The sequence below is a fragment of the uncultured Parabacteroides sp. genome, from assembly GCF_947855115.1.
Lineage (GTDB): Bacteria > Bacteroidota > Bacteroidia > Bacteroidales > Tannerellaceae > Parabacteroides.
In genome coordinates this window covers 93,303-107,620 of sequence record NZ_CANTZW010000006.1, presented here as the reverse complement: position 1 = coordinate 107,620, position 14,318 = coordinate 93,303, and the positions used below count along the sequence as shown (strand labels likewise).

Annotated in this window: 14 protein-coding genes and 1 pseudogene; all 15 read left to right on the top strand. The window is 48.3% G+C overall.

Annotation, left to right across the window (positions count from 1 at the left end):
- Positions 1 to 80: 80 nt before the first annotated feature.
- Positions 81 to 287, top strand: a pseudogene (locus Q0110_RS06240) (DUF5009 domain-containing protein); the annotation flags it as partial.
- 27 nt (positions 288 to 314) lie between these two features.
- The gene (locus Q0110_RS06235; RefSeq protein WP_297904318.1) at positions 315 to 1,526 is read left to right on the top strand and encodes an L-serine ammonia-lyase; all 1,212 of its coding nucleotides are present in this window, start codon (positions 315 to 317) and stop codon (positions 1,524 to 1,526) included.
- Positions 1,527 to 1,563: 37 nt separating this feature from the next.
- Positions 1,564 to 2,568, top strand: a complete 1,005-nt coding sequence (locus Q0110_RS06230; RefSeq protein WP_297904311.1) for a glycoside hydrolase family 43 protein — start codon at positions 1,564 to 1,566, stop codon at positions 2,566 to 2,568.
- Positions 2,569 to 2,707: 139 nt separating this feature from the next.
- A complete protein-coding gene (locus Q0110_RS06225; protein WP_297904307.1) occupies positions 2,708 to 3,334 on the top strand; it encodes a TetR/AcrR family transcriptional regulator in 627 nt (208 codons plus the stop codon).
- 86 nt (positions 3,335 to 3,420) lie between these two features.
- Complete coding sequence (locus tag Q0110_RS06220) at positions 3,421 to 4,707, top strand: TolC family protein (RefSeq protein WP_297904298.1); 1,287 nt, start codon at positions 3,421 to 3,423, stop codon at positions 4,705 to 4,707.
- A gap of 27 nt (positions 4,708 to 4,734) precedes the next feature.
- A complete protein-coding gene (locus Q0110_RS06215; RefSeq protein ID WP_297904297.1) occupies positions 4,735 to 5,625 on the top strand; it encodes an HlyD family efflux transporter periplasmic adaptor subunit in 891 nt (296 codons plus the stop codon).
- Positions 5,603 to 6,523 carry an ABC transporter ATP-binding protein gene (locus Q0110_RS06210; protein WP_297904294.1) on the top strand — a complete coding sequence of 307 codons (921 nt, stop codon included), beginning with the start codon at positions 5,603 to 5,605 and terminating at the stop codon, positions 6,521 to 6,523. The genes Q0110_RS06215 and Q0110_RS06210 overlap by 23 nt, the downstream gene beginning before the upstream one ends.
- Positions 6,524 to 6,653: 130 nt before the next feature.
- Positions 6,654 to 7,388 carry an ABC transporter ATP-binding protein gene (locus Q0110_RS06205; protein WP_297904291.1) on the top strand — a complete coding sequence of 245 codons (735 nt, stop codon included), beginning with the start codon at positions 6,654 to 6,656 and terminating at the stop codon, positions 7,386 to 7,388.
- Positions 7,389 to 7,391: 3 nt separating this feature from the next.
- A complete protein-coding gene (locus tag Q0110_RS06200) occupies positions 7,392 to 8,477 on the top strand; it encodes an ABC transporter permease (RefSeq protein WP_297904288.1) in 1,086 nt (361 codons plus the stop codon).
- A gap of 3 nt (positions 8,478 to 8,480) precedes the next feature.
- Positions 8,481 to 9,572: an ABC transporter permease gene (locus Q0110_RS06195; protein ID WP_297904285.1), complete on the top strand. Its 1,092-nt coding sequence runs from the start codon at positions 8,481 to 8,483 to the stop codon at positions 9,570 to 9,572.
- Positions 9,573 to 9,635: 63 nt separating this feature from the next.
- On the top strand, positions 9,636 to 10,955 hold the full coding sequence (locus tag Q0110_RS06190) for a gluconate:H+ symporter (protein WP_297904282.1): 1,320 nt from the start codon (positions 9,636 to 9,638) through the stop codon (positions 10,953 to 10,955).
- A gap of 18 nt (positions 10,956 to 10,973) precedes the next feature.
- Complete coding sequence (locus Q0110_RS06185) at positions 10,974 to 11,495, top strand: DUF4833 domain-containing protein (RefSeq protein ID WP_297904279.1); 522 nt, start codon at positions 10,974 to 10,976, stop codon at positions 11,493 to 11,495.
- An 82-nt stretch (positions 11,496 to 11,577) separates the two neighbouring features.
- Complete coding sequence (locus tag Q0110_RS06180) at positions 11,578 to 12,051, top strand: RidA family protein (protein WP_297904277.1); 474 nt, start codon at positions 11,578 to 11,580, stop codon at positions 12,049 to 12,051.
- Positions 12,052 to 12,054: 3 nt separating this feature from the next.
- A complete protein-coding gene (locus tag Q0110_RS06175) occupies positions 12,055 to 13,158 on the top strand; it encodes a D-TA family PLP-dependent enzyme (RefSeq protein WP_297904274.1) in 1,104 nt (367 codons plus the stop codon).
- A gap of 61 nt (positions 13,159 to 13,219) precedes the next feature.
- Entirely contained in the window at positions 13,220 to 14,302 is a 1,083-nt protein-coding gene (locus Q0110_RS06170) for a membrane dipeptidase (protein ID WP_366139653.1), read from the top strand.
- Positions 14,303 to 14,318: the final 16 nt, after the last annotated feature.

Sequence of the window (14,318 nt, the reverse complement as noted above, 5' to 3'; positions counted from 1 at the left end):
TACTCCGTGGCTTCGACCTTTTTTGTTTAGTGGCGTTGGAGATGGTGTTACATCCGTTGGTTCGTGCGATTGATACACCTTGGCTGAAGGTATACGGCATGAAATCAATTCTGGCTTATATGCTTGCTAACGTGGTAAGTTTTAGGTGTATCGGAGAATCCTTGTTTTTCGGAACCCAGCAATATGTAGGAAATTATTATCCGGTGCTCATAGCCATGTGCAATGTATCGGTAATTTATGTACTTTTGTATGCGTTTTATAAACATAATATTTTCCTTAAAGTATAGAAACAAGAAAACTTAGATCGAAGAAAGATGGAATCAATCAAACAGATATATCGGATGGGGCATGGTCCTTCAAGTAGTCATACTATGGGGCCAATGCGTGCGGCACAAATGTTCTTGGAACGTAATCGGGGTGCCGTGCGTTTTAATGTAACCTTGTATGGTAGCTTGGCGGCTACGGGAAAAGGTCATATGACGGATGCCGCTATTCTTGAGGTGTTACAGCCGGTAGCGAAGACAAACATTACTTGGGAACCCAAGACTTTCTTGCCGTTCCATCCGAACGGGATGTTGTTCGAGTCGTATAATGAGAGTGGCGAGGAGCTGGATACATGGACCATATATAGTATCGGCGGGGGAACTTTGGCGAATGAGTCTTTTAATGAGTTGAAAACGGAGCAAGTGTACGATATGCATACGATCAAGGAAATACAGGCTTGGTGCGAGAAGACCGGCCATTCTTATTGGGAGTATGTTGAGCAGCATGAGGGACCTTCTATTTGGGATTATCTGGCTGAGGTATGGGATGTGATGCAGGATGCGGTTCGTCGTGGTCTGGAAGCGGAAGGTATCTTGCCGGGAGGCTTGGGCATTCGTCGTAAGGCTTCCGATTATATGATCCGGGCGAAAGGATATGGTAGCAGTATCAAGAGCCGGGGAATGGTGTATGCTTATGCCTTGGCGGTGTCTGAGGAGAACGCTTGCGGGGGGAAGATCGTAACCGCCCCGACTTGCGGTTCGTGTGGTGTAATGCCGGCGGTACTTTACCACTTGAAAGAGACGCGTGAGTTCCGTGATTCCCGTATATTACGTGCTTTGGCTACGGCGGGTTTGTTCGGGAATGTGGTGCGTACGAATGCCTCTGTGTCGGGAGCCGAGGTGGGCTGTCAGGGTGAGGTTGGCGTAGCTTGCGCTATGGCTGCCGGAGCTGCCAGTCAATTGTTTGGTGGTACGCCCGCCCAGATCGAGTATGCCGCCGAGATGGGGTTGGAGCATCATTTGGGATTGACTTGCGATCCTGTCTGTGGTTTGGTTCAGATCCCATGTATCGAGCGAAATGCGTTTGCCGCTGCTCGTGCTCTTGACGCTAATACGTTCTCGAACTTTTCCGATGGTAAGCACCGGGTAAGTTTCGATCAGGTAGTAGAGGTGATGCGTCAGACTGGTAATGATTTGCCCAGTCTTTATAAGGAAACCTCGGAGGGTGGTTTGGCGAAGAATATGGAGAATTCGAATGATTGAGATAGAATGTTGGTTTAATAACAAAAATTTACTATTGATGATAAAAGGAAAGAATAGTCTGTTTTGCGCAGTGTTGATGGTAGGTGCCTTGATGTCTTGCGGTGGGCCTAAGCAGGCTCCGAAAGAAGAGGTAGCGAAGAGTGGTAATCCTATATTTGAGGGTTGGTATGCGGATCCGGAAGGAATCATTTACGGGGATACTTATTGGATTTATCCGACACGGAGTGATCTGTATGAGAAGCAAACCGCTTTTGATTGTTTCTCTTCCAAGGATTTGGTGAATTGGACTAAACATAGTTCTATTATCGATACCGCAGAGGTGAAGTGGGCGAAGATCGCTATGTGGGCTCCTTCGGTAATCTGTAAGGATGGAAAGTATTATCTTTTCTTCGGGGCAAACGACGTACATGAGGGAGAGATCGGAGGTATTGGCGTTGCTGTGAGTGATCGTCCGGAAGGGCCTTACAAGGATTTGCTGGGTAAACCGCTGATCAACGAGATCGTGAACGGGGCGCAGCCGATCGACCAATTTGTTTTCCACGACACAGACAATGATGAGTATTATATGTATTATGGTGGTTGGAAGCATTGTAATATGGTACGCTTGAATAAAGATTTTACCGGACTTGTGCCATTCGAGGATGGAACGATTTATAAAGAGGTAACTCCTAAGGATTACGTGGAGGGCCCATTCATGTTCAAGAAGAATGGTAAATACTACTTTATGTGGAGTGAGGGAGGCTGGACCGGACCGGATTACAAGGTCGCTTACGCTATCGCCGATTCTCCTTTTGGCCCGTTTAACCGTATCGGGGAGGTCTTACGGCAGAATTTTGATATCGCTAATGGAGCCGGCCACCATTCGATCATGCACGTGCCGAATTCGGAGGATTACTATATCGTGTATCATCGTCGTCCGGCCGGTGTCGATACGCGTGACCACCGGGAGACTTGTATTGAGAAGATGACGTTTAACGAGGAGGGATTGATCAATCCTGTGGAGATTACGACCGAGGGAGTTGAGGCTCGTACGATTCAATAATTAAATGAAATAAAATAAGGATTACATAGCAAGAAAACTTTGGTTTTATTTGCTATGTAATTTTTTTATACTACTTTTGACGCATATGTCAAACTATAATGACAAACAATGGTGACAAAACAAAAAATAACATTTAATTATGGAAGCGAAAGATATGAATGAGATGGAGTCTCGCATCATAGAAGCGGCGAAGCGAGTGTTTGTCCGCAAGGGATACGAGGCGGCTACCATGAGTGATGTGGCGGCAGAAGTGGGTATCGGCAGGACTGCCTTACATTATTATTATAGGACGAAAGAGATTTTGTTCGACGCTATATTCGGGCAATTGCTTTCTTCATTGTTACCGAATATCGATCGGGTGTTGGATGAGGAGAGCACGATGTTGGAGAAAATGCCGGTGATCGTTGATCTGTATATGGGAATTGTTCGTGCGAACCCGATGTTCCCGAGTTTCGTGATAGGCGAGTTAAACAGAGACCCGGAACATTTGTTCCAAACCGTGATGAGAGATCCGAAGAAGATACAACCCATCCTGCGTCTTCGTAATCAGATAGAGGAAGAAATGGATAAAGGGCTTCTGCGGAAGATGCCGGTCATAGATTTGGTTTCGACCTTAGTGAGTTTGGTGGTTTTCCCGTTGTTGATCCGCAAGCCGTTGACGGTAGCCTTCCTTGATAATGATATGGGACGGTTTGAGGAATATATGGATAGACGCAAGGATTTGATCGTGGGTATCATAACCGACATAATGACCCCCAATACCTAATGCGATTCATTTCCCCGCTTGTAGAGACGTGGCATGCCGCATCTCATCTCAGCCAAATAGTATTGAAGATATTTTAAGTATAATATATGAAAGGTGTATATCTATTATTGAGTATAACCCTGTTGGGATATGTAGGAAAAGTTAGCGGGCAAGAATCGGTTACGATTACCCAATGTTATGAGTGGGCGAGGGAAAACTATCCGCAGATTCACCAAATGAACCTGATCGATCAGACAGAACGTTATAACTTGAGCAATGTCGGTAAGGCTTGGCTTCCCCAGCTTTCGGTAAGCGGCAAGGCAAGCTATCAGAGCGACGTAACGAAATTGCCTTTCGATGGGGATAAGATCTCCTCGCTTCTTCCTGGTTTCGAGATCCCGACTTTGAGTAAGGATCAGTATCAAGTCGTGGCACAGGTAGACCAGACGATTTGGGACGGCGGTAGTACCCGTTCGGCTCGTGCCTTGACCCGTGCCGAGGCAACTGCCAACCGGGAACAATTGGAAAGTGAGTTGTATGCACTGAACGACCGGGTGAACCAGATCTACTTCGGTTGCCTGCTACAAGACGAGTTGATACGTCAGAACGCTTTACTGCAAAAGGAGCTACAGATCAATATCGAGCGTATCAAAGCAATGATGGATAATGGTGTGGCGAATCAGTCGGATCTGGAGAGTATGGAAGTGGAACTACTGAATGCCCGCCAAAAAGAGATTGAGCTAAAGGCATCTCGTACAGCATATCGGCAGATGTTGGCTGTCTTTATCAATAAGCCGCTGACGGATCAGGTTATTTTGAAGACTCCGGAGTCGCCCGAGTATTCGTTGTCCACACAAATCAACCGTCCGGAATTACGTGCCTTGGATGCCAAGAGCGAATGGATCGAGATGCAGAATAAACAGGTCACGGCGAACCTGATGCCTCGTATCGGAGCTTTCATACAAGGTGGTTATGGTCGCCCGGGTTTGAATATGCTGGAGGATAGTTTTGAGCCTTATTATGTGGCCGGTGTCCGTCTTTCTTGGAATTTGGGGAAGTTGTACACGCTGAAGAATGACCGGAGGAAGATCGAGGTAAGCCGTCGCCAGATTGATGTGCAACGGGAGACTTTTTTGTTCAATACCCGCCTGCAACTTTTGCAGCAAAATACGGAGATAAAGAAAATGACAGACCTGATGCGTGCCGATGACGATATAATCCGTCTGAGAACAAGCATCAAGCAAGCGGCAGAGGTGAAACTGGAGAACGGCGTGATTTCCGTCATGGACCTGATCCGGGAGATCAACGCCGAGGACATGGCCCGGCAAACCGCCGCGGCACATCGTGTGCAACGCTTGATGACTATCTATAATTATATGTATACAACGAATTAAATAGAGTATGATAAATACAATTGATTTATGAGACATTTGATTCTTATCAGCCTATGCGGCCTTCTATGGACGGCTTGCGGCAATACAGACAATGATTTTGATGCTTCCGGTACCTTCGAGGCGACTGAGATCTTGGTATCTTCCGAAGCCAACGGAAAGATCATGGAACTGAATATCGAGGAGGGTGACCGCTTAAACGCCGGAGCCATCGTGGGTTACGTGGATAGTACCCAGCTTTTTCTGCGGAAGATGCAACTGTCTGCCAGCCTCCGTTCGGTAGATATACGCAAGCCGGATATCCGTAAACAGATCGCTGTCTTGGAACAACAAATCGCCACGGCTAAGACTGAGCAACAGCGACAAGAGAACTTGGTACGTGCGAAAGCGGGCAACCAAAAGCAACTGGATGATATCGTGAATAACATCAAATACCTTCAGAAGCAACTCGATGCCCAATACTCTTCTTTAAGCAAGACTACGGGAGGTGCCGACGCAGAGGTAGAGGGCTTGCAATACCAGATCATGCAATTGGATGATCAACTGATGAAGAGCCGTATCCTCAATCCCCAGACCGGTACGGTATTGGTGAAATGCGCCGAACCGGGAGAGGTGACGGCGGCGGGTAAACCGCTTTATAAGATCGCCGATACGGATTTACTTTATTTGCGTGCCTACGTGACAGCAGATCAGTTATCCCACCTGAAGCTAGGACAATCTCTCAAAGTCTTCGCCGACTATGGCAACGATCGCCGGGAATACCCCGGTACGATCACGTGGATCTCCGATAAATCTGAGTTTACCCCGAAAGGAATCCAGACGAAGGATGAACGGGCCAATCTGGTATATGCCATCAAGATCGCTGTCCGCAACGATGGTTATCTAAAGATCGGGCAATATGGGGAGATTAAATATGAATAACGAGATTCATATAAATCATATCACTAAGCGCTATGGTGATGTCGAGGCTCTGCGAGACCTATCGCTGGAGATCGGCTCTGGTGAATTGTTCGGATTGATCGGTCCGGATGGGGCGGGGAAGACCACCCTGTTCCGTATCCTGACTACGTTGTTACTGGCAGATAGCGGTTCGGCTTCCGTTTGTGGTTTAGACGTGGTGAAAGACCTGAAGGAGATCCGTCGGCGGGTAGGATATATGCCCGGTCGTTTCTCCCTCTACCAAGACCTGACGGTAGAGGAGAACCTGAACTTTTTCGCTACCGTCTTCAATACGACGATCGAGGAGAACTATGATCTGGTACGGGATATCTATAGCCAGATAGAGCCGTTTAAACATCGGCGGGCAGGGAAACTGTCCGGTGGTATGAAACAGAAGCTGGCCCTGAGTTGTGCCTTGATCCACCGTCCGGATGTTTTGTTCTTGGATGAACCTACGACAGGGGTTGATCCTGTTTCCCGCTCTGAATTCTGGGATATGCTGGATCGTTTGAAGCGGCAAGGCATCACGATCCTTGTCTCCACGCCCTATATGGATGAGGCTTCCCGTTGCGATCGTATCGCTTTGGTACGTTCCGGCGAATGTCTATCTATCGATACTCCGGTAGGTATCCGTGCCTCATACGATAGGCGGCTATATGCGGTACGGAGCATATCGATGTATAAGTTGCTGGGAGACTTACGGGAGTTCCCGGATACGAACTCCTGCTTCGCCTTTGGTGATGCTCATCATCTCACGTTGCGAAAGGATGGAGAGGATGTCATGAGACGGCTAAGGGATTATCTAAAAGGTAAAGGTTACGAAGACGTAAGCCTCGAACCCATCGAGCCAAGTATCGAGGATTGTTTCATGGCCTTATAGCATAATCCAGTTGTAGAGACGGGGCGTGCCCCGTCTCCCACTGTCTGATAGCATCTTTAAGTTTCCATTTAGAGGGGATGAGACGGGGCACGCCCCGTCTCTACAACCGTAGTATTTAATTAGATAATAAATGAAAGCGATAGAAGTAAAACAACTGACCAAACGTTTCGGTACTTTCACCGCCGTCGATCATATCAGTTTCGAGGTAGAGCCGGGCGAGATATTCGGCTTTCTCGGGGCGAACGGGGCGGGGAAGACCACCGCCATGCGTATGCTCTGTGGCCTATCCATCCCGACCTCCGGCGAAGCCCGGGTAGCCGGTTTCGATGTCTACCGGGAAAGTGAGTCCATCAAACGGAATATCGGATACATGAGCCAGAAGTTCTCTTTATACGGAGACCTGAAGGTATGGGAGAATATTCGTCTCTTCGGCGGCATCTACGGTTTGTCCAAGCAACAATTATCCCGGAAAACAGATGAGTTGTTGGATATCCTCGGTTTAGAAAAGGAGCGGAACACCTTGGTAGATTCCCTGCCCTTGGGCTGGAAGCAGAAACTATCCTTCTCCGTGGCGATCATCCACGAGCCTAAGATCGTTTTCTTGGATGAGCCTACCGGAGGTGTCGATCCTGTCACCCGCCGCCAGTTTTGGGAGTTGATTTATGAAGCGGCCGCCCGGGGGATCACGGTTTTCGTCACTACTCATTATATGGATGAGGCAGAGTATTGTAACCGTGTCTCTATCATGGTAGACGGGAAGATTGAGGCGTTAGACAGTCCCTCCGCTTTGAAGCGGGATTTTAAGACAACGAACATGAACCAAGTCTTCCACGCCTTGGCTCGAAAAGCAACGAGAGGAGAATAAACGATGAAACAGTTTATATCATTTGTTAGAAAGGAGTTCTATCACATTTTCAGGGACGCACGCACGACAATGATCCTCTTGCTCATGCCCGTCATTCTGATTATCCTGTTCGGATATGCCATCACGACCGAGATCAAGCGGGTACCGATCGCTATCTTCGACCAGAGCCGGGATGAGTTGACCCTAAAGATGACGGATCGCTTGAAAGCTAGCGAGTATTTCGAGTTATATACGATTGTCGATAGCTATAAGGATGCACAAGCCTTGTTTCGACAAGGAAAGGTACATGTCATAGTCGTCTTTCCCCCTCAATATGCCTCCACGCCCGATGCCCAAGTACAAGTCTTGGCAGATGCTACCGACCCGAACGAGGCTACGCAGTTAATCGCCTATTGCTCTGCGATTATCGCCGAGCAATTAAGAGGCGAGTTGGCTGTTGAGAGTAAGGCCGTGACTCCGGTTACGACTTTGCTTTACAATCCTCAGATGAAAGGAGCCTACAATTTCGTACCCGGTGTAATGGGCTTGATCCTGATCCTTATATGCGCTATGATGACCTCGATCGGTATCGTAAAAGAGAAGGAGATGGGAACGATGGAAGTACTGCTGGTCTCTCCGTTGAAACCCATCTATATCATTCTGGCCAAGGCGATCCCATATCTGTTACTGAGCATGGTGAATATCGCAACGATCTTATTGTTATCTTATTTTCTGTTGGACGTTCCGATAAAAGGCAGTCTGTTGCTATTAGTCTCCGTGTCTGTCCTGTATGCGATCGTATCTCTCTGTCTGGGTTTGCTGATCTCTACGGTAGCCGATACCCAGCAGGCGGCTATGTTGATCAGCGGTATCGCCTTGATGCTTCCGATCATGTTGTTGAGCGGTATGATGTTCCCGATAGAGAATATGCCGGATATCCTGCAATGGTTCTCCCATATCGTTCCGGCCAAATGGTATATTATCGCCGTGAAGGACGTGATGATCAAAGGACTTCCCGCCGTCTCGATCTTGAAGGAAGTCGGGATACTGTCGTTGATGGCGGTCGTGTTGGTATTCTTAAGTGTGAAACGTTTTAAAATACGATTGTAAGCTATGTTACGATATTTGTTAGAGAAAGAGTTCAAGCAGATTCGTCGGGACCGGTTCATGCCGAAGATTATCTTTATCATCCCGATCATGCAGTTGATCATCTTGCCTTTCGCCGCCAATTTCGAGATGCGGAATATCAACCTCAGTATCGTAGACAACGATCATTCCATCACCTCCACACAATTGGTGGATAAGGTGCTATCCTCCGGATATTTCCGTCTGACAGACCGGTCGGAACGTTACGATGAGGCGCTGACCTCGGTAGAGAGCAATGAATCCGATATCATTCTGGAGATCCCCTCCGATTTCGAACGGGATTTGGGGAAGGAAGGTACGGCAGACGTGATGATCGCCGCCAACGCCGTGAACGGTACCAAAGGCGGGTTGGGTAGCTCGTACCTCTCCTCGATTATACAGGATTTCAATAGGGAGAAAGGTTTTACCTCCGTGGGATCGGGTAGGGGAGTAACCTCGATCAACCTCTTCAATCCCCACTTGAACTACAAGATATACATGGTTCCCGGCATTATGGTATTCCTGTTGACGATTATCGGGGGATCGATCTCTGCCTTGAATATTGTGAGCGAGAAGGAGAAAGGTACGATTGAGCAGATAAACGTCTCGCCCGTACCAAAGTCTCTGTTCCTGTTGTCGAAGCTGATCCCTTTCTGGGTGATAGGTTTTGTCTTGCTGACGGTGGCGATCCTCGTCGCCTGGTTGATTTATGGCTTAGTGCCGGAGGGGAGTTTCGGGGTGATCTATTTGTTCGCTGCCGTATACCTGATTGCTTTTACGGGGTTCGGCTTGGCGATTTCATCCTTTTCATCCACGCAGCAACAAGCGATGCTTACGGCGTTTTTCTTCTTGATCATTTTCGCCTTGTTAAGCGGATTATTCACGCCGATCAGCAGTATGCCGGAATGGGCGCAGAAGATCACGCTGGCGAATCCGGTACGTTATTTTGTGGAGGTGATGCGTATGGTCTATTTAAAGGGGAGCAGTTTTGCCGATTTACAGGGACATTTCGTGATCGTCTGTCTATTTGCTATTTTTTTCAATCTGTTAGCGGTAATTAGTTATCGGAAAAAGGGGTAGTTAGGAAATAAATGTTTTCTTTGTATCCCGTTTACGGATTATAAACTAATACAGCGAAAAAACATGTCATTTATCATTGTCGTACTTTGTTTGGCCTTATTGATTGTCTTGATATCCTACTTTAAGGTGGATGCTTTCATCGCGTTTCTGATCTCCTCTATCTTGGCGGGCATCGCTTTGGGTATTCCGTTGGAGAAGCTGCCGGACTCGGTGAACAACGGTATCGGGAGTATCTTGGGTGGGTTGACGTTGATTATCGTACTAGGCGCTATGCTGGGCAAGTTGGTGGCCGAGAGCGGTGCGGCACAGAAGATCGCTTCCGTGATGGTGTCGCTTTTCGGGACCAAGCATATACAATGGGGATTGATGGTGACAGGTTTTGTCGTGGGTATTCCGCTATTCTATGGGATCGGATTCGTATTGCTGGTGCCATTGATCTTCTCGATCGTGTATAAGTACAAGCTTCCGGCGGTCTATATCGGGTTGCCGATGTTGGCGGCATTGTCCGTGACGCATGGATTCCTGCCTCCACATCCGTCTCCAGTAGCCTTGGTTGTACAATTCAACGCAAATATCGGTCTTACGCTGATCTATGGCCTATGTTTGGCGATTCCGGCTATCATTATCGCCGGTCCGGTGTTCGGCAGTCGGTTGAAACATATAAAATCCGGTCCGGTCACGCTGTTCGAGCAGAAGGAGGATAGCGGGAGATATGGAATGCCGGGTAAGGCGAATAGTTTTATCAGCGCTACGTTGCCTGTCTTTTTATTGATTATCGTGACGGTCATTCCCTATTGCTTTAAGGATATGGGCGAGATGGCTAGCGGGATTGTCTCCTTTATTGGCGCTCCTTCCATCGTGATGTTGATCGCCTTGTTGTTCGCTACTTATACGCTGGGTATCCGGCAGGGACGTAGTGTCAAGTCGGTTATGGCAGTCTATGCGGAGGCCGTGAAGGATATCTCTATGATCCTTTTGATCATCGCCGGTTCCGGTATCTTTAAGCAGATCATGGAGGATAGCGGGGTAAGCAATGAGCTGGCGACAAGCTTGGAGCGGTTGCCCGTTCATCCGCTGATCTTGGGTTGGCTGATCTCTGCCGTGATCCGTTTGTGCGTAGGATCGGCTACGGTGGCGGCGTTGACAGCGGCGGGCGTGGTGATGCCTTTAGTTACACAAACGGGAGCGAACCCGAACTTGATGGTTTTATCTCTGGGGGCGGGTAGCCTGATGTTCTCGCATGTCAACGATTCCGGCTTCTGGATGTTCAAGGAATATTTTAACCTAAGCATAAAGGATACGATCTGCTCGTGGTCTATCATGGAGACGATCGTATCGGTCGTAGGGTTGATCGGGGTAATGATCTTGAATTTGATTGTATGACGAAAGAATAATTGAGCGATGAGAAAAAGATGGTTGATTAGTATCATTATTATGCTTTTCCCTTTCGTCGCCTCGTATGCGGCAGATCCGGAGGAGAGTACTTATCCGACGGTCGAGAGGCTTTTTCATATAGCACGGAGTGTCAACAAGAATCTGGTTTGTTACGATGTGAATCTGAGAGACGGTAAGCTGGATACGCGCGATCCTTTGCATGTATATTGGGTCAATCGGGAAAAGCGTCCGGGGGAAACCAATGGCTTGAGCTATATCCAGCGGAAGATGGCTTATGGATATAAGCTGATCTCGGCGGGCGATAACGCTTGCGTATGCTCGTTGACCGCTTATCCTTCCCGCCAGTTGACGATTACCAAACGCGATTCCCGTTATGTGTGCTATATGACGATCAATAACCAACAGGCGATTCTTCAATCCCTCTACGTTAAAGCCAGCCCTAGGAATCCTTTAAGCGTTGAGTATGTAGAGCTGCGAGGAATCTCTGTCGCCACGAATCAACCGGTGACGGAAAGAGTCAAGAAATAGCGAGGATTCATTCTTTTTATTTATCTTTACGATGCTTTTTAGTGAACGATTATACCATATAAAAACATAAATCAAGGAAATTATGAGCATGATTAACGCAGATGAGAATTTTGAGAAACTAGGATTGACCTTACCTCCTGCACCCGCTCCGGGTGGTGTTTACAAACCCTGTGTGATAGATGGTAAATACTTGTATCTTTCCGGACATGGCCCTGTGCAGAATGACCGGTCATTGATTATCGGACGCATCGGCAAGGACCTGACGATGGATGAGGGCAAGTTAGCCGCCCGGCAAGTAGGCTTGACGATGCTGGCCACTATCAAGGAGAATCTAGGTAGCCTCAACAAGATCAAGCGAGTGATCAAGGTATTAGGCATGGTGAATTGTACGCCCGATTTTGGCAAGCATCCTTACGTGATCAACGGATGTAGCGAGTTGTTCGCCTCCGTCTGGGGACCGGATAATGGCGTAGGAACCCGTAGCGCCGTAGGCTTTGGTTCTCTCCCCGATAATATTCCCGTGGAGATCGAGGCTTTATTCGAATTATGTGAGTAAACCATGGATGATTGGTATGATATAAGGAATGTAGACCGGATAGACTCGCCCTCGTTGGCGTTCTATCCGGATCGTATATCCGGTAATATCGAATGTGCGAAAAGGATCATCGGGGATCCGGATCGCCTTCGTCCGCATGTCAAGACCAATAAGACGGCTGAGGTAAGCCGTATGTTATTGAATGCCGGAATCCGGAAGTTTAAATGCGCTACCATCGCCGAGGCTGAGATGCTTGGCATCATCGGCGCTCCCGATGTGTTGTTGGCCTACCAGCCGGTGGGTCCGAAGATATCCCGCTTGTTGGATTTAATAAAAGCATACCCTGCCACCCGCTACTCCTGTTTGGTAGACCAAGAGGAAAATGCCCGTGCGATCTCGACTCTTTGCGAGAGTATGAATATCACTTTAGATGTCTTTATCGACCTGAACGTGGGTATGAACCGTACCGGAATCCTCCCGGAGAAAGCGAAAGCATTGGTAGATGCCGTATTGCCGTTAAAATCTTTGCGGATCATCGGCTTGCATAGTTATGACGGACATATACATGATGCGGAATTATCGGTACGTTGCCAAGGTGCGGATGCCGCGTATGCCTTGACCGAACGTGTGTATCGAGAGATATCTCCTCAATTCGCCTATCCGTTGATAAAAGTGATGGGGGGAACCCCGACGTTCCCGATGTACGCGAAGCGAAAGGATTGCGAATGCAGTCCCGGTACTTTTGTCTTTTGGGATTGGGGATATGGAAACGCTTATCCGGATATGCCCTTCAATGTCGCGGCCTTGTTGATAACCCGGGTCATCTCCGTACTGGATAAACAGCATGTTTGCGTAGATCTTGGTTACAAGGCGGTCGCTTCGGAAAGTCCGTTGCCTCGTGTACATTTCTTAAATCATCCGGAGGCTAGGCCCATTTCTCAAAGCGAGGAGCATCTGGTCTTGGAAGTTCCGGACAGTCGGTTTTATCCGTTAGGTTTTGTCTTCTATGGTGTTCCCGTACATATTTGCCCTACGGTAGCTTTATACGATAAGGCTTCTGTGATCCGGGATTACGAGGTGACAGGCGAGTGGCCTATAATCGCCCGTTCCCGTCGCATTACATATTAGCCACGTCGTATATCGCGGTAATCTAAATTCAATTATCAATTATCAACTCTCAATGAATGAAATGAATAAACCATTTATCATCGATGCCCATCTCGACCTCAGCATGAACGCTTTGGAGTGGAACCGGGATCTGCGTGAATCCCTGAAAGAAATCAACCGTAGAGAAATCGGTATGACCGATAAACCCGACCGTGGAAATGCCACCGTATCGTTCGAGGAACTGCGTAAAGGAAACGTCGGGTTGGTTGTCGCCACCCAGATCGGTCGCTATGTAGGGCCAGACAATCCGCTTCCCGGTTGGCATTCCCCGGAACAGGCTTGGGCGCAGACCCAAGGCCAGCTCGCTTGGTACAAGGCGATGGAAGAGGAAGGCCAGATGGTCATGATTCGGGATAAGAAGGCCTTGGAAGCACATTTAGCGCTTTGGAAAGACGGTGAACCTGCCGATAAGAAGCCGATCGGTTATGTGTTAAGTATCGAGGGAGCCGACTCGTTCGTCACGGTGAGCCATGTGGAAAGGGCGTATGCCTATGGTTTGAGGGCGGTTGGCCCTGCGCATTACGGCCCCGGAAGATATGCCAACGGTACGGATTCCACCGGTCATCTGAATGCCATGGGTAAGGAGTTGTTACGAACCATGGATCGCTTGGGTATGATTCTTGACGTGACTCATTTATGCGACGAGGCTTTCTGGGATGCGCTGGATTTGTATAAAGGTCCGATTTGGGCGAGTCACAACAATTGTCGTGCCTTCGTAAATCACAACCGCCAGTTTAGCGACGAGATGATCAAGGCGCTGATAGAGCGTGACGCCGTGATCGGTATCGCCCTAGACGCTTGGATGATGGTGCCGAACTGGGTGAGAGGCGAGTCTACACCGAGAGGCATGAACTGTGGTATGGAAATTATGGCGAACAATATAGACCATGTCTGCCAATTGGCTGGGAATGCGAACCATGTCGCGATCGGTAGTGATCTGGATGGTGCTTTCGGTACGGAACAATGTCCGTATGATTTGGTAACGATTGCCGATCTCCAAAAGATATTCCCGATTCTCCAATCCCGTGGGTTTACGGACGATGCTATCAACCGTATCGCCTCCGGCAACTGGATCGAGTTCTTGCGGAAGCATTTGCCGGAATAGCATAAGGGTGGATTGA